The organism is Solibacillus faecavium, from assembly GCF_014836905.1.
Taxonomy (GTDB): domain Bacteria; phylum Bacillota; class Bacilli; order Bacillales_A; family Planococcaceae; genus Solibacillus; species Solibacillus faecavium.
In genome coordinates this window covers 247,400-266,568 of sequence record NZ_JACSPZ010000002.1, presented here as the reverse complement: position 1 = coordinate 266,568, position 19,169 = coordinate 247,400, and the positions used below count along the sequence as shown (strand labels likewise).

Here is a 19,169-nt window from a genome sequence, read left to right as displayed (position 1 = left end):
GATCGTTTTCCCTCAACTCAACAAAGTAGGAAGGATCTTTTTAGTGAGAAATATCTTGTACAGAAATACCCGTTTGTGCTTTAACTTCAACTTCACGGTATTTCACAGCGTCTACTTCTTTCGACATTAATGTACCAATAAATCCGCCTAAGAAGCCAAGAGGTACGGAAATGATCGCTGGGTTCGTTAACATAATTAACGGATCACCTACGAAGATTGCTTTACCTACTTCTGGATTCCAAACGTTTGGAGATACCGCTACTAAAACTAATGCTGAAATTAGACCTGTTAGCATCGCTGAAACAGCACCTGTTGTATTAAAGCGTTTCCAGTAAATTGTGTAAATGATTACCGGTAAGTTTGCCGATGCCGCGATACAGAATGCTAACGATACTAAGAATGCTACGTTTAATGTTTGAGCACCAAGCGCTAAAAGGATTGATACTACAGAGATTATGATTGAACCGATACGCGCTGCTTTAACAGCTTCTTTTTCAGAGATTTTACCCTTTTTAACGATTTGACCATAGATGTCATGAGATAGGGCAGATGCTCCGGAAAGTACCAGACCTGCTACTACCGCTAAAATTGTTGCGAATGCCACGGCACATACGAATGAGAAGAGGATGTCGCCACCAAGAGCTTGTGCTAATAGTGGGGCAGCCATGTTACCTGCCGGGTTGGCAGCTACAATTGTCTCTTTACCTACGAATGCAGCAGCACCGAAACCTAAGAAAATAGTTAATACATAGAATAAACCAACGATCCAAGTAGCCCAAATTACAGAAGAACGAGCTGTTTGCGCATCTTTTACAGTGAAGAAACGCATAAGAATGTGCGGAAGACCCGCTGTACCAAGTACTAACGCGATTAGCATTGAAATTGTATCAATACCATTTGTGTAACGTAAACCTGGATTTAAGTATGCTTCACCATGCTCTGTTACAGTTGTCATTTCAGTGAACATTTTTGCAATAGAGAAGTCGAATTTTGCTAATACTAGGAATGAGATAATAATAGTACCTAACATTAATAGTACTGCTTTAATAATTTGTACCCAAGAAGTGGCAGTCATACCACCGAATAATACGTATGTCGTCATCATGACACCAACTAAAAGTACAGCCATCCAGTATTCAATACCTAATAATAATTGAATAAGGGCACCAGCACCAACAAGCTGTGCAATCATGTAGAATAATACGATTGTAATAGTAGATAAAGCTGCTGTTCCACGAACTTTTGCTTTGTCAAAACGAGCAGTAATCATATCTGCCAAAGTGAATCGACCTAAGTTACGTAATGGCTCAGCTACGATATATAAAACTACTAAGTAAGCTACTAAGTATCCGATAGAGAAGAAGAATCCATCGAAACCGAATAAAGCGATCGAACCGGCGATACCTAGGAATGATGCAGCCGATAAATAGTCACCCGCGATTGCAAGTCCATTTTGCCAACCAGTTAAACCGCCACCAGCTGTATAGAAGTCTGATGCACTTGAAGTACGTTTTGATGCCCACCATGTAATAACTAAAGTTAAACCTACGATTGCTACGAAGAAGAAGACCGCTGTAAAACTCATTCCATTCATAATTAGCGACCTCCTTCATATTCTGCAATGATTGATTTCGCTTCTTTATCAAACTTGTTTGCACGTGCTACATAGAAGTGTGCGAAGCTCCATGTCATGATGAATAGACCAGCTGAATAAATCCAAACCCATGTAATGTTGCCGATTGCTTTTTGATGTAGAATTTCAGTGAATGACGTCAAGATTGGTAATAACATATAAAGTGCTAAGAAGATTGCCGTCATTGTCCATAGAAATAAATTCTTTTTCTTCGCAAGCTGCTTAAATGATTGCTGTGATGCGATTCTTTCATAATCAATTATTGGCTTTTGATTATTCCCCATAAACATACCCCCGTTTGTGATTAATATTACTGCTTCGTGTACGTAAAATTCTCTATTAGGAATTTACATTTTCATTCTATTTTAGCTGTAACAAAATTGCAATACTTTTTAAAGAAATTATGTAAAAAAACTTTTTTAAAAAATAAGTTTAATAGAGAAAAAAAGATACATAACAAATCATTTTCTTGTTATTTGAAATTCGTTTAATGTATAGAAAGCTAGATAAATCAATGTTTTGCGAAGAATATTGAAAAGGGGGTTTTGCTATTTCATTGAAATTTATGATAAGAAAATATTATATGTTTTTATAAGAAATAGTAATATTCGAAAAACAATTTACTTTTCAAAAAACGATTTTCTGTTTATTCAGAAAGTTATATTCATAAGTTAAATGGTATAAAAAGTAAAAAACTGTCCTAGAAACGTAAAAATTTCGGGACAGTTTTTTATATTTATTTGTAACTTAATAAAAGTTAATGTGAAACATCCTGCACAGAAACGCCTGTATGTGCTTTTACGCGAATTTCTTTATAAATTCGTTCTGCTTCTGCCTGTTCAACTTTATTTGCCGTTAATATAGAGCCTAAATAACCTGCAAAGAAGCTAAGTGGGATAGTGATAATTGCTGGTACTGCCAAGTTTACAAGTGGTTCCCCTACAAAGATAGCATTACCTGTCGGGCTCCAAATGTTTGGTCCAAGCGCACCTAATACTAAACATGAAACCAAACCTGTTACCATTGCAGCAACCGCACCATTGGCATTGAACTTTTTCCAGTAGATTGTGTAAAGAATAACCGGTAAGTTTGCAGAAGCACCAATACAGAAAGCAAATGACACTAAGAACGATACGTTTAAGCTTTGTGCAAATAATGCTAATAGAATAGAAATTACTGCAATTGAAATAGAACCGATTCGAGCAGCTAGTACTTGCTGTTTCTCTGTTAATTTACCATCATTTAAGATTTCACCATAAATATCATGTGAAATGGCAGAAGCACCTGTTAATACTAGTCCAGATACGACTGCTAAAATTGTTGCAAAGGCAACGGCACAAATAAATGATAATAAAATATTGCCGCCTAAAAACTCAGCTAATAGTGGTGCAGCTGTATTACCTGCAGAGTTTTCCGCAATAATGGCATCAAATCCTACGAAATGCATCGCACCAAAGCCTAGGAAAATCGTTAACGAGAAGAAAATAGCTGTTATCCAAGTAGTCCAAGAGATTGATTGACGTGCCGTTTTAGCATCCTTAACCGTGAAGAATCGCATTAAAATATGCGGTAAACCGGATGTACCCAACACTAATGCAAGCATCATCGATACTGAATCAATTGTCGAAGTATATTTAACGCCTGGCACTAAATACTGATCCCCGTAATTTGTACTTACTGTATCGAACATTTTCACTAAATTAAAATCAAACTTGGCAAATACTAAAAATGCCAACAATGTTGTACCGAATAATAATAGACCTGCTTTAATAATCTGAACCCAACTAGTCGCTGTCATTCCACCGAATAATACGTATGTAGTCATCATAACTCCAACAATAAGAACGGCTAACCAATACTCAATACCGAATAACAGTTTAATTAATGCACCTGCACCTACTAATTGTGCAATCATATATAAAATTACGATAATAATAGTTCCTGTCGCAGCAACCCCACGAATTCGCTTTTCATTGAAACGTGCTGTCAGCATATCCGCTAAAGTGTAGCGACCTAAATTACGCATCGGTTCTGCAATTATATATAGAAGAACTAAATTTGCTACTACATAACCGACAGAGAAGAAGAAGCCATCAAAGCCCGTTAATGCAATGGCACCGGATACCCCTAAAAACGCAGCTGCCGATAAATAGTCCCCAGCAATGGCAAATCCGTTTTGCCAACCTTTTAACCCACCACCGGCTGTGTAGAAGTCACTTGCAGATGAAGTTCTTTTTGCTGCAATATATGTAACTATTAATGTTAAACCGACAATCCCTAGAAAGAAACTTGCTGACACTAAATTCATTGTTGCGCACCTGCCTTTTTATATTCCTGTAAAACAGCAGCTGCAGTTTTATCAAACTTTGCTGCCATTTTTACGTAAAGTGTACAAAGCACGATTGTCATTATAAATAAGGCAAGTGAATAAACCCAAACCCATGTTATACTACCGATCGCTTTCTGTTGTAACACAGGTGTAAACGCCAAAACCGGTAATAAGATGTAAAATGTCAAAAATGTTATAGTTATACCGAATAAAAATGTGTTTTTCTTCTTTACAAATTGATTAAATGTTTCCATACGATCGATTGCATCATAGTTGATTGCATCGTGTTTCGCTGAGTATTTCTCCCCTGAATTGCCCAACGTAATTCCCCCTTATGAATTATTATTCTGTTTTAAACGGAATATTACTTTCTGAAACCGTTAATAGTAATCATTGTAAGAGGGAATTCTTTATAATGCAATAACATTTTTTCTGAATAATTAAAATCATCTGACCTAGTATGAAGTAGAATTAATAAGTTTTTTGGAGAAAATCCTTGTGGTTTTATCAGTTGATATGTAATGGAAATATTATTTTGATTTCATAATTTACAAAAAACAAAATTTAATAAGAAAAATATATACATAAAGCAAGATATTGTATTTCATTACTCTAATATAATAGATGATGCTAATTGAAACAATGAACACTTAGTTTGTACTATAACAACTATAAAATGATAAAATTTTGATATTAATAAAAATAAGAAAATTTTCTTTTCATAGGGATGTTATGATAAGAACAGTAGATGTAAAAAATAATGTTATTTTTTGGAGAACGTGCAGTTAAAATGATAATAATTTGATATTTTATTTATAATAACCCGTGTTTTTTTAAATGACGAGCAAAAATTTAATATAAAGGTGGAGAAGTATGTTAACTATTACGACGGAACGTTTACGATTTGAACAATATACTTTAGATGATTTAGATTTAGTAACAGCACTTGTAATGGACGAGCGGGTAATGAAGTATATCGGAGACGGCAACGTAAAGGATCAAACCTATGCTAAGCATTTAATTGAACGTATGCTGGAACAATATAAAAACTTTGGTGATTATGGATTACATAAACTGATGCATAAAGAAACAGGGGAGTTCATAGGACATGCTGGTTTAGTTGCACAAATTATAGATGATGCTTTCGAGATGGAGCTCGGTTACTGGATAGCACCAGACTATTGGCAGGAAGGGTATGGTTTCGAAGCGGCACGGGCATTAAAGCAGTATGCAAATGAAGAAATGTATTTGGAACGGTATGTATCGGCAATTCAGGTAGGGAATACAGGCTCAAAGCAAATTGCCCTTAAAAATGGAATGAAGCTTGAAAAGGTAATTACGATGGAAGGTAAGTCTGTTGAAATTTATGTAATAGAAAATGAAATTGAATGAGGAATAAAAATTGAAAAGTTATTTTATAAGTTATGAAGCATTTATACAAAAAGGAGGATCCATTAAAACAACGACAATTACGTATGACGAGCTACTTGCAGTGTTAACGATGCATATGGAACGGTTAGATAAACAGTTTTCTCTTATTATTAATGGACATCTACCAAAGCCATTGCATGAAATACTGGATGATGCATTTGAACAAAGTCATTTGTATAAGGCATTTTATACACAGCATTGTGCTAATCGTAGTTATCGTTATCGCAGTTTGTCCAAAAATCGTGTGAAGGTGGATTTTACACTAAGTTACCGAATGAATCGGAAAGATGAAAAACAGATGCTTGAAGAAATTGAATCGGTGCTGCAGGATATTACTACACCTAACATGTCTGCACTTCAAAAAGTGATCGAGATACATGATTATATTGTTAGAACCTATAGCTATGAACTTCATACAAAAGGGTCTCCATTTTCGGTTGCGACGTTTATGGCAGAAAAGCGCGGTGTTTGTATGGCGTATGCGCTGCTATTTGAAAAGATGATGGAAGTACTTAAGATTCCTTGTCATTATGTAATAGGGAAGGCTGACGGGGAAGGAGATGCCGGTCATGCGTGGAATATGGTCGAGATTGACGGACAATGGTATCACATAGATGTTACATGGAATGATATTGGCCATGTGTTGGAACATCATGAAATTCGATATCGTTATTTTTTGTTGACTGATGAACAAATTGCCAAAAATCATCAATGGGACTTGGATCTGTATCCACCATGTACAAGCGAACGGTTTAACGCGATACATCATCTATATGATGTGTGTATTGCTGGTGATCTGCTTATTTATCCGCATCCTAAGACGGCTTATTTGACAGCGATGGATCCGCTAACTTTGCAAACGAGAAAGCTTACTGATATTCGTGTTCAATATTGTACATATGCGAACGAGCTTGTGTATTTGGTGAATCATTCTGACGGGGCTACACTTTATACATATGATGCTAAAACGGCTGAATTAACGAAATGTAGTACGGACCCGATACATGCGATACATAAAACAACCAATGAGCTTGTTGTGACGTATGCGAATGGAAGTCAGGAAATGATTGCAATCGAAACGGCTGTGGATGTAACTGAAAGTCTTCAAATAGCTGAATTTGACGATGCGCGGTATACGAACATTTCCATGATGTCTCTTGGTGATAGTTATCTTGCAACGTTTAACAGTAATACGGAGGATCTAATCGCATTCAAGAGCGCGGATGGAGTCGAATTGTACATCAACGAGCCAATTAGGCAGTTAACAGTGTCGTTGGAGTTAAATAAAGGTATCCAGCTGCAAATGACTACGAATCGCAAACCGGTTCAATTTAAGGAATCAGCAAAATTAGTCTTGCCATTATCCTTTATAAAGGCATATATCCCAGCTTTAGAAAAAAAATTGGATAAGCAAATAACTGTTTTTGACAAAAGTATTAGTATTGATGTTTCCCGTAGCTTGCTGATACAAATCAAAAATAAATAGCTAATGTCGAATGAAGACAGGATTTTTAGAAAGAATGTTGAAATACAATATTAAATGTATCAAAAACGGGGGATAACTATGAATAGATTAAATCTTATAACACTCGGAACAAAAGATATTGTAAAGTCTCATAATTTTTTTAAAAGTCTAGGATTTCATACATCGATTAGAGGAACAGAATCTGCTCCTTCCATTATTTTCTTCAAAAATGAAGGGACAAAAATTGCATTGTATCCATTGGATGAGCTTGCAAAAGATATTAATAAAGAGAATCCGCCAGCTATTTCAAGTGGTTTTTCAGGAATTACACTCGCTTATAATGCAAAATCAATTGATGAAGTAGATGAAATTATTAATAAAGCAAAATTATCAGGCGCAACCGTTCATAAAGAGCCTAAAAAGAATGATTGGGGCGGTTACGGTGGATATTTCACGGATCTTGACGGCTACTATTGGGAAGTTGCTTACGGAGAAGATTGGGAATTCGACGAATCAAATATGCTAGTTATTAAAGATCAGCAAGCCACTTGATGAAAATGATCAAGAAAGTTTGTTCCAGCAGCTCGAAGTTCTATAACTTTATATTTTTTATATTAAGTTGACTAGATTCTAAAGTAATGCTGCGTATAAATTGAAAGTTAAATTTAATTGTTAAAAAAGTATATACAATTAAATATTTATTTCATTAAAATACGCCTTGAGTTAGCTGGATTTAGACTTAAAATAAATTCAACTAACTCAAGGCTTAATTTCGCATTTCGTCTCACTGTTATAAGTATACTTTTGAAACGAGATGTAACTTCCTATAATATATATTATGACCGTGTCCCTAATTTCTAATCCTATAAAAAGATCATCGATGATATTCCCTATAATTTTTTGTGACGTTCCTGATAATTTGTCTTTTTCATGTGAACGATAATCTCCTTTTGAACGATAAGTTGTGTATGTTTTTACAGATAATGCGTTAGCTTTTAATACATTTTATCTGGAGATTTAATATTGGATCTAAAAATAGCAATCGACGATTTTCTGTTGAACATTCAAAATGAAAAAAATTACTCTGATCATACATTCTGTTGCTATGAGTATGATTTTAAAAGCTTTTATTCCCTTTGATTCGATTCTCTTCACCTTATCTAGATTTGTTTTGTTACTAATATCTTCGTCATAGTTACAAATAATTGTATAAGATTAGTTTAACCAGCCATTTCAGCAATTAACACATGTCTATCATCTATTTCCCACTCTAAATAGCCTAATTCGATAATTAATCTTTGTAGTTCCTCTTGTGGAATATGCTGAATATTATAATCATTTTGGCCAAATTCAATCATTAAACTTTCTAAAATAAAATAAAATACTGCATGGGTATATCGAGGACTGCACAGGCAGTAAAAAAGAAGCAGGCATTCATGGATTTCCATGAATGCCTGCTTCGTTAATATTGTCAAGCGCTTTAAGTTAATGACATTGACATAAGGTTGGGTGCTTTTAGAGAATAATAAATTATTCAGTGTTTTCGCCTTCAACTTAGTCACCTTCACCTGCTGCAGAAATCTTATAAATCATACCGCCATCAGTGCTTGCAATAAGCGCGCCATCCTCAGTTACAAGAATATCACGGAAACGTTGGGCTTCTTCAGTTAATAGACGTTCTTCTCCAACGACGAGACCATTTTCAATAACGACACGTACAATATAGTTCGGCGCTAAACCACCGATGAACAAGTTGTTCTTCCATTCAGGAATTGTGTCGTTATCATAGAATGACATACCACTTGGTGCACTTGTTGGATCCCAGTAATATACTGGTTCAACAAAGCCTTGCTCCTCGTGTTCTGAAATACCATCATTTACTAAATCACCAGTGTACTCGATACCATAAGAAACAATTGGCCATCCATAGTTAGAACCTGGTTTAATAATATTCAGTTCATCCCCAGCTTGTGGACCGAATTCAACAGTCCATAAGTCTCCTGTTTCAGGATGGAAGTCTACACCTTGAATATTACGGTGACCGTAGCTATAAATACCATCTAGTGCATCTTCATCTTCAATAAATGGATTCGTGTCTACTGCTTCTCCATCTTGTGTAATGTGAATTACTTTACCTAAGTAAGCATCTAAGTCTTGTGCACGTTCACGAATTGGATCATCTGAACGTTCTCCAGTTGTTAAGAATAGGTTGCCATCATCATCAAAGATAATACGTCCACCATAGTGTAAGGCTCCATCATATGCTGGTACTGCTTGGAATATTACTTCAAAGTCTTCAAGTGAGGCTTCATCTTCTGATAAAACGCCTTTACCGACAGCAGTGACAGTACCACCTTCAATATCTTGAGAAAACGTCATAAATACTAATCTTGATTCGTCGAAATCAGGTGCAATGGTTACATCAAGTAAACCACCTTGACCTTCATTATTTACTTCGGGTGTACCTTCGATTGGATCTGAAACAGAGCCATCTTCAAGGTTTATAATAAGAAGTTCTGCTGATTCTCTTTGTGTAACAAGTAAACGGTTTGTATCAAACTCAACCATCCCCCAAGACACGCCAAGACCTTCAACTACAACTTCCACATCAAGTTCTGTTTCAGTCACTACTTTAGGTGCTCTTGTTTGTTCTTGAAATGCTGGTTCAAACTTAGTAACTTTTGGTTCAGATTCTGCACTTGTATTTGTATCTGTACTTTCATCAGCGCTTTCTTCTGTTGCAGCATCCGAGTCATTAGTTGATTCTTCGTCTGTAGTATCATCATTGCCACATGCTGCTAAAGCCAATACAAAAATCAGCATTGTAAAGAACATTAATCTTGACCACGAAACCTTCGTCATTGTTTTTCCTCCCCTTTTCGCATTCACGATTCAACTTGTCCAGCTACTCTATATGATGTTATTACCTTTACCTTTTCACATCTTGCAGTATTACTAAACATATATACATCGCAGAAATCAACTTTTGTTCCATTTGCTAATGAAATTAAACCATTTTTTGAAGCGAATTTTCCGTGAGTCTTGCAAAATAGTAATTAATAAACCGTTTCTCACTTATTTAGGAAAAGAGCAGAAAATCAAGATTAGTCTTTCTGCCCTTTCAAAACTAGCATACATATAGGCGAAACAATTGTCACAAGGCCAATGACTGTAAAAGCTATTCCCCAACTAAATGATTGTAATAAGAAGCCAAATATCATGGGAGAAAAAATGGTTACTGTAAATCCAATAACGGACTGGACTCCTAAAGCTAATCCTATGACTTCCGGATCAGAGACGTTTGTTATCGCTACATTATAAATTGGTGAATCTGCAACAATCGAAAAACCATAAATCAATAGCAATATGAACATAAGGATCATAGGAACAAAATCTAACCAGCCAATCATTAGTGAACACGAAATACTAATAATTAAAAAGAAGTTTGCCACTTTAATATGACCGAACTGATCAGATAGCTTTCCCCCCACATATGTTGCAATTCCTCCGACCATTATGACGAGCGCACCAGTAATATTTCCATACCGAATCGCTTCCGTTTGTGCTAATCCTTGAACGCCAAAATAATAAACTAGAAATGGACCGATCCATGCCCACATTGCATATAATTCCCATGAATGCCCTGCATAGCTTGCGTTGACGAGAAGGTTTTTCTTTTTCAACACTTTTTTCATAATATTCCACTGAAATTTAAGTGCATTCTCCCCACCTTTTAGATTAGGAATCTTTATAAAAATCATTAGCATTGAACCGATAATACTTAAACAGGAAGTAATGAATATGACACCTTGCCAGCCAATGTATTCGATTAAAATTCCCGAAACGAGCAAGGAAAATCCGGAACCTACCACTAATGAGCCTACATATATTCCTACTGCCTCGCCTCTTTTATGTACAGGGAATAAATCTGTCAAAATTCTCATTCCCGGCACATAGATCCCTGCTATACCAATCCCTGAAATCATTCTTAATAACAACGTCAGCCAAAACCCCTCTGCCATAATGGCAAAAGCAATTCCTGAAATGCCAGCTATTAATGCTCCAATTACAATAAAGTACTTAGGATTATATTTGTCTATTAATAAACTATAAAATATAATAGCCCCGACATAACCGATATGAAAAAAGGCAATAATAATTCCCGATTGTGAAGAGGTTAGCCCCCATTCTTCTTCAATTACAGGCATAACGGCTGAGAAATTGAACCATATTTGCATCGCCAAAAACTGTACAATTGACATACCCCATAATATTTTACTTTTGTTCAAACAGATAATGCTCCTTTCGCATACTGCTTTATATCCTTCGGCGACATTTCGGAACTTTAGTATGTAATTATATGTTATAATTTGGAAGATTAATATAAGCAGAAGTCAATTAATACCGATACCGCGCTGCTTGTGGTCTTATTAAGGAATGATGACACCCGGTTATAAAGATAGGCTTTTAAAAATGATGTTCTCTTTTCTTCAATACAATACTTATATACCATATATTTGTAAAGTTTAGAAATTTTGATTATTCTATTATTTATAACATTATTATAAAAAGTAAATAGAAAGTGAGATGAGTGTGTATTTAACACAACAGAAAGAGACATTGCCTTACCTACTTACATAGCGTTTAGTTGGTTAAGCATCTTAGGGGGAACTTATGCGAGAATATTTAAAAATAGAATTTAAGCACTTTTTTATGAATAAAAAAAACATATTTATCTACATTCTTTTAACGTTTGCTGCGTTTTTTTATGCATATAAAGTAGCTCCTGCCTATGATCCGATAGAAAAGGTAGATCGTGAAGAAATCGAAGCGCGTTATTTAACACGGCAAGAGTTTATTGAGAGCATAGAGAAACGAGATAATGAAGATATTCACCCTATGACAATACAGGCCTACCATATGTTCAGTGAAGTCAATCCATTGGACAAAGCTAGATTAGACGTACTTGATACAGGTGATTTGAAAAAATATGCTCAGTTAACAAGCGAATGGTATTTTAAGACAAATTATATGACTTATTACAACGAGCATCTCTCATACAATTCACGCTACTATATGAAACAACGAGAATTGGCATTTGATCGAGGCTTTTATAATTCGTTAGAGCAATATGCACGTTACGGGGCTTATGCCAAAGCAGATTATGAGTTATCCATTAACCAATTTGAACAACGCACAGCATTACAAACCGTTGAGCGCTTATTAAACGGCCCATTGCCAATTATATTAATTACTTGTGCCCTACTATTGACAATCGATGTTGTGTTGAAAGACCGCCTTCATCCTTCCGTTTTAAAGGGCTTTCCTTTAACCGATTGGAAAAAGCTGCTTTCGAAAATGTTCGTTGCTTATATTGGCAGCCTGGCATTATTTTTTCCGTTAATTATAGGTTTTGTTGTAATTGGTATGCGATCAGGCTTTGGTCATTTTCAGCTACCTTCTCCCGTCTTTACAAACATATCAGAATGGCAACAAGTAGGCAGTTTTGATATGATGACACTCGGAACTTTTTTAGCTCAATCACTTGCACTTATTTTAATGTGGTTCCTTGTTGTTATTGCGGTTGTAATACTGTGCAGCGTGTTGTTCCGTCATGAAATGGTGAATTTAGCTGTCGGTACTCTTTTAATTTTTGGTGAAAGATTTTATTTGAGTCGTAATGTCGGTTATTTTTGGGATATTGAAAAAGTTCCAACCTCTTATATTCAAGTTGGAAGGATCGTTTCAAAACAATATAACTTTTTCTTAGCAAGTGAATCTTTAGATTACCTTTTAGGCATTCAATTATTAGCGATATCAGCTGCTATTGTACTTATTATTATTATGCTCATTGCAAAAAATAAACGATTTATGCTCATAAAATAGGCAATGGAGAAATATAGAGCTCACAAAAAAACTGCCCTTACATTTGTTAGATTTAAACAAGTGTAAGGGCAGTTTAATTTTTCAATACAATAATTAGCTTATCAGGATTCATGTATTAAGCTTTCTTCCCATAACCTAACAATATTTAGTAATTGATTACTTTCACTAATAGTTAGCTTATAAATGTCAGGCTTTGTTGTAGACTTCCAAAAATTAAAATCATAAGTACGATCGAAGTGATGCATAATATTCGACATTATATTTCCATGAATTCCTATGACAATCTTTTTCCCTTTATATTTATGTAATAGTTCATTTAGAGCTGCAAGTCCGCGCTCCTTCACCTCATTACTTGATTCCCCGCCCGGATAAGAGAAATTTGGATTTTCCATTGAATATTTAAACGCTTCGACTGGATCTTCAAATATGTAGTCAATAGCAGCTAAACAACCTTCTCTAAAACGGTAATCCTTTTCGATTTCTTTATTAATCAATTTCGATAAACCTTCAACAGTTTGAATTGCTCTTACATATGAGCTGGATACGATATGATCAATGGATTCTAAACTTAATATTTCTTTTACTTTTTCAGCATCTTTTCTACCTTTATCAGATAAGCCTCTAAATTCTTCGTTTTCTATATCAAAAACTGAATGTGCGTGTCTTACAAAATATATTTCCGTATTCACTCTATAATTGCTCCTAATTGATCAAATTTTTATTGTGAAGATCAGTAAGGTCTTTTATATAATATAAAGTGAAATCGTCCGTTATATCTACTTCAAAAAAATATAGCTTTTCGGTTGCTACATCAATAATTTCTATTTCAAAAAGCCCCATTCCAAAGCGATAGTTGATTTCTTTTGGTTCCAAATTATTTTTATTTATATCGTAATTAGTTTCAATATTATTTTCTGCATAGAAATATGCGACTGCTTCTTTAGATTTAGAATTAAAATGATAGCTACTAATAAAAATAACTAATATGCATAATAGGACATTCAATAGAATTATTTTTTTCATACCCTCCCCCCAATAAAAACTGCTATGTACGCTCGTTCTTGTTTAACATAACAGCTAGACCTTTCTCTTTTACTTTGAGTACATAACATACTTGCTCGTTCATTTTACTAAAAGCCACATTATATTTCGTTAGGTCAATTAAATCTCGATAAGCATTGGGAAGATCGGTTGTTAAGTGCAGATGTTCAGATTGATATGGAAAGGGATCGTAAGGATTATTCGAATGTATATATACAGCGTCATATTCCGGGTATGTATCATTTAACGTAATCCATGCTTGATAAGGTTTCTGAAACGGTTCCAACTGTTCAAGCACACGGTCCAGCAGCGCTAAATGCCCTTTAATATGCTCCCTTCTTTGTTTCCGACTATCTTTCCCATACCCATAAAAATCTAAATGGTGATGCTTAAAAGCGAACCACATGTCTTCTTCAAGGTCTAAATCATACCTATATATTTCCGACCACATATTACGAAAGTAGCGGCGTTTTCCTCTGAATTTTTTCAAATGTATCTCCCTTTCATTTTCAAAAAGCAATACACTCTTTTAAATACTTAAAGTTCCCTTCATTACTCATTTCAATCTCCAACTATTATTTTCGCAAATGTTGATGGAGAAAACACTACTTCATATTGTCCTTCTAGCGCCTGCTTCACTTTTTTTGTCAGTTCAGCACCACGATCATTATGCGGCTGCTCTAGCAAAACACCATTTGGCACAATGCCGTCATTTTCCCAGTCGATCCATTTACCATAGTCATATATCCATTCCTGCAGATCTTGCTTCAACCCTTTTGATAATGTAAAATCCTCTACATTTAAATTTGTAAGACATCGGTCACACCATAATGGATCAGCACTAATATCTGCCTGCACTTTTAGTTTTTTTAATTTATGACTTCCACAATATTGCATAGGTGAAAACGCTCCTTTTACTTGTTTTCCCATCATTAATTATGAATCAAAGCATCCTCTAAAATTAGTTTTGTAAGTTCATGGTCATTAATTACAAAAGACACCTCAGTTGGTTCAACCCATATGCGCGATTTTGATTCGTGTTCACGGAGAAAAGGGAAACATTCATTTACGTCAATTCTATAAAAAGCTTGATAACCGATCATAGGATATTTCCCGTTTGGATTAAATGATGGGTTTTCTTCATGGCTCACTTCAATTGAACCTATGTATTGAATTTTTCCATTCACATATCCTTCTTCGTAAGTTTCACGCAAAATAGCTTCTTCGGGTGTTTCTCCCGCTTCCAAGTGCCCCCCTGGAAAATTAAAACCTCTATGTTTAATTTGCACTAATAAAATATTGCCATCTTTTATACAAATGGAATGTACACTTGTTACCTTAATGGATTGATTTATTTTCATTCCAGGAATCCATGTAAGTTTTACTTTATTTCCGGCCCAGTTAACATAAATTGTCTTCATTTAAAAACCTCCTCAGACACGATTAAAATGAGTGTCTGGAAATTTAGTTGGATATTTCAATCCAAGACCAAACATTCTATCCATTCCGATATGCGCTATCCAAATAAGGCAAATCATTATAATACGATCGTTATGTAGTAAAAATCCGCAAATCATTAATATTAATGGAATCGAGTATGTATGAAATAAATTATACAGTATTGAACCAACCTTAACGTTTTTTATGTAACCAAGTGCTGAAATGTCTGGAGCTAACAATAAAACTAGAAAAATGCCCCAACTAAATTGCAAATGGAAGTAAAAATAAACGCTTAAAGCAAAAACAGCTAACCCTTCCATTTGCAATATAAATTTATTCAAATAAGCCATCCTCCCTTATAATTAGTAGTGTTAGCAATCATTCTCCTCAATAACCAAACTGGTTGTTGACTATAGGTAACCATTTAAAGCACAAAAAGTTTAGCATCAAACAAAGGCTAAACTTTTTGTGCTTATTTAATTTATAATTTTATGCTGGCTTTCCGAACTACTCCTAAAGCCAATATCCTTCTATTTCTTCTCATACTCATCATAAGGGACATTTTTTTTGTTGGCCATTTGATAAATGAAAATCGAAGCCATTTCCTTATCTTCTTTAACGATCATTTCGTTCCCTGATTTATCGATAAACTTATAGTTGCCAATTGCTCCTGGTACATATTCGAATGCAACTTTACCGATTACATCCCATTCCATTTTCTGCGAACCGATTAATTGTTTTTTATACACGACATTCTCATTAATAGCTGTATATGTTTCTGTTGAACTATACAAAGTAACAAAGCCTATAATCAAAACTCCAAAACTTACAATGTATGTGATAGTCTGACGCTTCCAGCTGAGCAGTGCAAATCCAGCAGCTAAAATTGCAAAACCAGTCAAAATAAGCATTACATTCGTTTTAAATGAATAGATATAGAAATATGAGCGATCTGTTAAAAATAAGTCTGGAACGGTCATCGGTACAAAGATAGCAAATAACGGTGAAATAATTAAACAAGTAATCGCTATCAATGCAAAGATTAATCTAGGTGAATATTTTTTTAACATGGTCTTCCCCCTATAAAAATTTACTTCTTTCGCATAGTCTATAATACTGAAAGCGAGAAGTGATGCAATATTAACAATGGTATGAACTAATTATAAAATAAATTGTAAATTTTTTCAATATTTTCAATAAATATGGTTCATCATCATATCATGGGGTTGCTTTTCTAATAATATTCCATTTAATTGGTGGGCTGCAGCAAGACAGCGCTAAAGCCACCTAATACGTGATCTTAATCACTGCCTTTATTGCCGTTTGCGAGGCCCACCAATCCCAAAATTTTATCCTCGTTATAAAGTGAAGTAAAAAACATATAATCAAGCCACTTGCGCCATCGTGATTCGGCAGAGAGCGGAAATGCTATGTTTTATAAGCTTTATTTTTGCAGAATTCACTTTATGCCAAAGCAGAGTGACGTGGAGCGAAGGTTTTTTTCAATTTTGTCATCCCCAACTTATGGTGATTGATAAATATAGACGTCCGTCTGTTCTCTTTCTATTTTGAAACACCAAAAAACCAGTGCCAAATAAGATTGACACTGGTTTTGTTCTTGGATTACAGAATTAAATTTCCACGCGGTATCTCCAATGCGAATGTTTTACGTCCTCGAAGTTGATATAAGCAACGCTTGCTTCAATGACATCATTTAAATTGAGTTCATGATTTTTGGCAAAGTTTTTTAGGCTCTCAAGCAATTCTTGGTCACATGTCGTTCGGAATTCAGTCCGGTCTTTCGGGCGGTTCTGTTTATTGAATACAACAGTTCCAGTTTCTATTAAATTGCTATAGCCATTTTCGAGTAAATATCCAATGTGGGTATCGTATTTTTCGGCCAATTGCTTTAAGTTATTTAAAATTTCCGCGCTTATACGTGTTTTGTAGCGTACTCTTGTTTCATCTGTTGTTTGAATGAGCTTACCGTTATGTAGTTTCCACATTGTCATTCTCCTATCAAATATATAGATATTAACATTATATCCGATGTCTAACAAAATAAAACACTCCTTATGGGATAAGGAGTGGAAAACGTAAAGTTGCGATCGGTAATGCATATTTAGTTGTGAAGGTTTTCTTACGATAGTTTAACATTAAATACTACGTGTGAGCTGAAATTTTCAATGGTATATCTCAATTCGTGTATGCATTTCGCTCGCCTAATTTGGTTGGCATCTTTCGAGAATCTTCGTTAAAGCATTTGGTCCATTAATTGCCTGTAACACTTCTTTAAATATTACTAAAAAACGCATACAACGAAGTTAATAGAAATCATAATTATCTAACTCTAAACTAGTGGTTAATTATTTACTCTTCTTAATGATCGCAACTTTACTTACTAGTAATATACCACCTCCAAAAATAATTAAACCTCTTTATAACACTTTTTCTTTCAATTTTTTTATGTTTCAAGTATATAATGTAGGAACGGAGGTGTCTTATAATGATTAAAATTAAGAAAATAGAATTTATGAAAGTACTTTATGATGATGCATTGGCACAAAATATATTTTCTATTGCTAATATTACGTTTTCAAACCGAAATCCAATTAATGGGGCCCTCCTCTACTGGCAGCAAAATCAATCCGAAGAACTATATACAAAAGAAGGCGACTATAAGTTTTTTTATGATTTAGCAAAAGCACAATATTTTGCAGCGGTGAAATTCCCGAAAGACAGTAATTTAACTCGTGAAGAGCGCCAGGAACTTGCCTATTTATTATTGGAAGAGCGCGGAGCAATCGGAACTTACAGCTTTGTATCCACAAAGCCTAAAAAGCTCTTACATGTTAAAGATGCTTTCGAGTCTATTAATTTTCCGTCTGATTTTTCAGTCGCGGATTTTAACGATATTGCAGTAATTAAAAAAATCGAATCGCATGATGAAACACTTTATGAAGAGCTGCCTTATGACCGGACGTTTGTGGAATCCTATTTAGAATGGTGCCGATTAGCGGTGCAAAAGCATCCTTCAAAACTGACAGCTTACTTGCAATACTTACCGTTTTCGTATGTTTGCTATAGTAATGCGTTGTTATCCGAGCAATTTTTAATTGATTATTTACCGGAAGTGGATTTGGAAGCACTTCAATATAATAAACCAGTACTTGCAAGGCTTACGATGTCATTTAAACGATATTTAATTACAACTTTAATGGAAAATAAAAAGCGCATTCATCCTGATTTTGTCGATCAATTAGATGATTTTATTGAAAGTAATGCTTTTTACAGCTCCTATGATGTCGTTTATCTTCCGGAGGCTGATGAGATTCCAGATATGGATTTACAGTATTTCGAATATGACCGTGGACCGTATAAGTGGTCTGGCAGTGAACATCTAGTAAAAGGTATTCCTTCGCTAGTGAGCCAGCAGTATAATTCCTACGGGGATAAACGTTTAACAAACGCGGAAATGGATAAGAAGTTAATGGCCTATAATCCACAGCAAAAGCAATTATTTATGGCTATTGCCGAACTCCATTGGTTAAACAAATACAAAAATGAGCTGGATTGGTCATACATTTGCCAATATAATGTACATTTAAATGAGCAGTTTTTAACTGCCCATATACAATATGTTGATTTTGACGCTCTCGGACTTAATACAGATATCGCAGTTAATGTCGAATTCTTATCAACGTATTTACACCGTTTTAACCATCAAAAAGCGGTCCCTTTAATTATTTGTCATTTAACCGAGCAGTTTTATTTAACGCATAAAGATGATATTAAAGTTGATATTGATTTATTGTACAAATATATGGATTGTATCGATGAAGAGGAATTTTTGCGGATTGAAAACTATTTAATTGACTATTAGAATAACGTATTTGGTGTGAAATATAATTAGGGGTTGGATAAAGTGTAATAACTTTATCCAA

General features: G+C 34.8%; 20 protein-coding genes. 5 read left to right on the top strand and 15 right to left on the bottom strand.

All coding sequences use genetic code 11. The features are described 5' to 3' along the window. Positions 1 to 40 precede the first annotated feature (40 nt). From H9635_RS04820 to H9635_RS04805, 4 genes are all read right to left on the bottom strand, one after another. The gene (locus H9635_RS04820) at positions 41 to 1,585 is read right to left on the bottom strand and encodes a solute symporter family protein (protein ID WP_191699421.1); all 1,545 of its coding nucleotides are present in this window, start codon (positions 1,583 to 1,585) and stop codon (positions 41 to 43) included. Positions 1,586 to 1,596: 11 nt separating this feature from the next. Next, positions 1,597 to 1,917, bottom strand: coding sequence for a DUF485 domain-containing protein (locus H9635_RS04815; RefSeq protein ID WP_191699018.1), 321 nt, complete (start codon positions 1,915 to 1,917; stop codon positions 1,597 to 1,599). Positions 1,918 to 2,390: 473 nt separating this feature from the next. Next, positions 2,391 to 3,941 (bottom strand): solute symporter family protein, encoded by a 1,551-nt coding sequence (locus tag H9635_RS04810; RefSeq protein ID WP_191699017.1) that lies wholly within the window; start codon positions 3,939 to 3,941, stop codon positions 2,391 to 2,393. Beyond that, the gene (locus tag H9635_RS04805; RefSeq protein WP_225231124.1) at positions 3,938 to 4,282 is read right to left on the bottom strand and encodes a DUF485 domain-containing protein; all 345 of its coding nucleotides are present in this window, start codon (positions 4,280 to 4,282) and stop codon (positions 3,938 to 3,940) included. The genes H9635_RS04810 and H9635_RS04805 overlap by 4 nt, the downstream gene beginning before the upstream one ends. A 553-nt stretch (positions 4,283 to 4,835) precedes the next feature. On the opposite strand from H9635_RS04805, the gene H9635_RS04800 reads away from it, so the two are divergent. The 3 genes from H9635_RS04800 (at position 4,836) to H9635_RS04790 (ending at position 7,410) form a co-directional block, all read left to right on the top strand. Further along, on the top strand, positions 4,836 to 5,354 hold the full coding sequence (locus H9635_RS04800; RefSeq protein ID WP_191699016.1) for a GNAT family N-acetyltransferase: 519 nt from the start codon (positions 4,836 to 4,838) through the stop codon (positions 5,352 to 5,354). A 10-nt stretch (positions 5,355 to 5,364) separates the two neighbouring features. After that, the gene (locus H9635_RS04795; protein ID WP_191699015.1) at positions 5,365 to 6,879 is read left to right on the top strand and encodes a transglutaminase domain-containing protein; all 1,515 of its coding nucleotides are present in this window, start codon (positions 5,365 to 5,367) and stop codon (positions 6,877 to 6,879) included. Between the two features lie 78 nt (positions 6,880 to 6,957). Next, positions 6,958 to 7,410, top strand: coding sequence for a VOC family protein (locus H9635_RS04790; RefSeq protein ID WP_191699014.1), 453 nt, complete (start codon positions 6,958 to 6,960; stop codon positions 7,408 to 7,410). Between the two features lie 668 nt (positions 7,411 to 8,078). Here the strand turns inward: H9635_RS04790 and H9635_RS04785 are convergent. From H9635_RS04785 to H9635_RS04775, 3 genes are all read right to left on the bottom strand, one after another. Then, entirely contained in the window at positions 8,079 to 8,411 is a 333-nt protein-coding gene (locus tag H9635_RS04785; protein ID WP_191699013.1) for a hypothetical protein, read from the bottom strand. Position 8,412: 1 nt separating this feature from the next. Next, complete coding sequence (locus H9635_RS04780) at positions 8,413 to 9,720, bottom strand: PQQ-dependent sugar dehydrogenase (RefSeq protein WP_191699012.1); 1,308 nt, start codon at positions 9,718 to 9,720, stop codon at positions 8,413 to 8,415. 242 nt (positions 9,721 to 9,962) lie between these two features. Next, a complete protein-coding gene (locus H9635_RS04775; RefSeq protein WP_191699011.1) occupies positions 9,963 to 11,147 on the bottom strand; it encodes an MFS transporter in 1,185 nt (394 codons plus the stop codon). A 385-nt stretch (positions 11,148 to 11,532) separates the two neighbouring features. On the opposite strand from H9635_RS04775, the gene H9635_RS04770 reads away from it, so the two are divergent. Beyond that, the gene (locus H9635_RS04770; protein ID WP_191699010.1) at positions 11,533 to 12,744 is read left to right on the top strand and encodes an ABC transporter permease; all 1,212 of its coding nucleotides are present in this window, start codon (positions 11,533 to 11,535) and stop codon (positions 12,742 to 12,744) included. A 101-nt stretch (positions 12,745 to 12,845) separates the two neighbouring features. On the opposite strand, the gene H9635_RS04765 is transcribed toward H9635_RS04770, so the two are convergent. The 8 genes from H9635_RS04765 to H9635_RS04730 form a co-directional block, all read right to left on the bottom strand. Next, positions 12,846 to 13,433, bottom strand: a complete 588-nt coding sequence (locus tag H9635_RS04765; protein WP_191699009.1) for a histidine phosphatase family protein — start codon at positions 13,431 to 13,433, stop codon at positions 12,846 to 12,848. A gap of 13 nt (positions 13,434 to 13,446) precedes the next feature. Continuing rightward, entirely contained in the window at positions 13,447 to 13,767 is a 321-nt protein-coding gene (locus H9635_RS04760; protein WP_191699008.1) for a histidine kinase, read from the bottom strand. Positions 13,768 to 13,789: 22 nt separating this feature from the next. Then, positions 13,790 to 14,275 (bottom strand): hypothetical protein, encoded by a 486-nt coding sequence (locus H9635_RS04755; protein ID WP_191699007.1) that lies wholly within the window; start codon positions 14,273 to 14,275, stop codon positions 13,790 to 13,792. A gap of 71 nt (positions 14,276 to 14,346) precedes the next feature. Then, complete coding sequence (locus H9635_RS04750; protein ID WP_225231123.1) at positions 14,347 to 14,718, bottom strand: hypothetical protein; 372 nt, start codon at positions 14,716 to 14,718, stop codon at positions 14,347 to 14,349. Continuing rightward, the gene (locus tag H9635_RS04745) at positions 14,718 to 15,206 is read right to left on the bottom strand and encodes an NUDIX hydrolase (protein ID WP_191699006.1); all 489 of its coding nucleotides are present in this window, start codon (positions 15,204 to 15,206) and stop codon (positions 14,718 to 14,720) included. The genes H9635_RS04750 and H9635_RS04745 overlap by 1 nt, the downstream gene beginning before the upstream one ends. 12 nt (positions 15,207 to 15,218) lie before the next feature. Beyond that, positions 15,219 to 15,575 (bottom strand): DUF4260 domain-containing protein, encoded by a 357-nt coding sequence (locus H9635_RS04740; protein ID WP_404828828.1) that lies wholly within the window; start codon positions 15,573 to 15,575, stop codon positions 15,219 to 15,221. Positions 15,576 to 15,755: 180 nt separating this feature from the next. Next, positions 15,756 to 16,295: an ATP-dependent exonuclease gene (locus tag H9635_RS04735; RefSeq protein WP_191699005.1), complete on the bottom strand. Its 540-nt coding sequence runs from the start codon at positions 16,293 to 16,295 to the stop codon at positions 15,756 to 15,758. 561 nt (positions 16,296 to 16,856) lie between these two features. Next, a complete protein-coding gene (locus tag H9635_RS04730) occupies positions 16,857 to 17,231 on the bottom strand; it encodes an rRNA methyltransferase (RefSeq protein WP_191699004.1) in 375 nt (124 codons plus the stop codon). A gap of 500 nt (positions 17,232 to 17,731) precedes the next feature. On the opposite strand from H9635_RS04730, the gene H9635_RS04725 reads away from it, so the two are divergent. Further along, complete coding sequence (locus tag H9635_RS04725) at positions 17,732 to 19,108, top strand: nucleoside-diphosphate sugar epimerase (RefSeq protein WP_191699003.1); 1,377 nt, start codon at positions 17,732 to 17,734, stop codon at positions 19,106 to 19,108. Positions 19,109 to 19,169: the final 61 nt, after the last annotated feature.

Coding starts and splice junctions, on each gene's coding strand:
- H9635_RS04780 (WP_191699012.1), bottom strand. CDS start 9,720: ATGACGAAGGTTTCGTGGTCAAGATTAATGTTCTTTACAATGCTGATT.
- H9635_RS04820 (WP_191699421.1), bottom strand. CDS start 1,585: ATGAGTTTTACAGCGGTCTTCTTCTTCGTAGCAATCGTAGGTTTAACT.
- H9635_RS04815 (WP_191699018.1), bottom strand. CDS start 1,917: ATGGGGAATAATCAAAAGCCAATAATTGATTATGAAAGAATCGCATCA.
- H9635_RS04810 (WP_191699017.1), bottom strand. CDS start 3,941: ATGAATTTAGTGTCAGCAAGTTTCTTTCTAGGGATTGTCGGTTTAACA.
- H9635_RS04745 (WP_191699006.1), bottom strand. CDS start 15,206: ATGAAGACAATTTATGTTAACTGGGCCGGAAATAAAGTAAAACTTACA.
- H9635_RS04735 (WP_191699005.1), bottom strand. CDS start 16,295: ATGTTAAAAAAATATTCACCTAGATTAATCTTTGCATTGATAGCGATT.
- H9635_RS04740 (WP_404828828.1), bottom strand. CDS start 15,575: ATGGCTTATTTGAATAAATTTATATTGCAAATGGAAGGGTTAGCTGTT.
- H9635_RS04800 (WP_191699016.1), top strand. CDS start 4,836: ATGTTAACTATTACGACGGAACGTTTACGATTTGAACAATATACTTTA.
- H9635_RS04790 (WP_191699014.1), top strand. CDS start 6,958: ATGAATAGATTAAATCTTATAACACTCGGAACAAAAGATATTGTAAAG.
- H9635_RS04770 (WP_191699010.1), top strand. CDS start 11,533: ATGCGAGAATATTTAAAAATAGAATTTAAGCACTTTTTTATGAATAAA.
- H9635_RS04760 (WP_191699008.1), bottom strand. CDS start 13,767: ATGAAAAAAATAATTCTATTGAATGTCCTATTATGCATATTAGTTATT.
- H9635_RS04750 (WP_225231123.1), bottom strand. CDS start 14,718: ATGATGGGAAAACAAGTAAAAGGAGCGTTTTCACCTATGCAATATTGT.
- H9635_RS04730 (WP_191699004.1), bottom strand. CDS start 17,231: ATGTGGAAACTACATAACGGTAAGCTCATTCAAACAACAGATGAAACA.
- H9635_RS04725 (WP_191699003.1), top strand. CDS start 17,732: ATGATTAAAATTAAGAAAATAGAATTTATGAAAGTACTTTATGATGAT.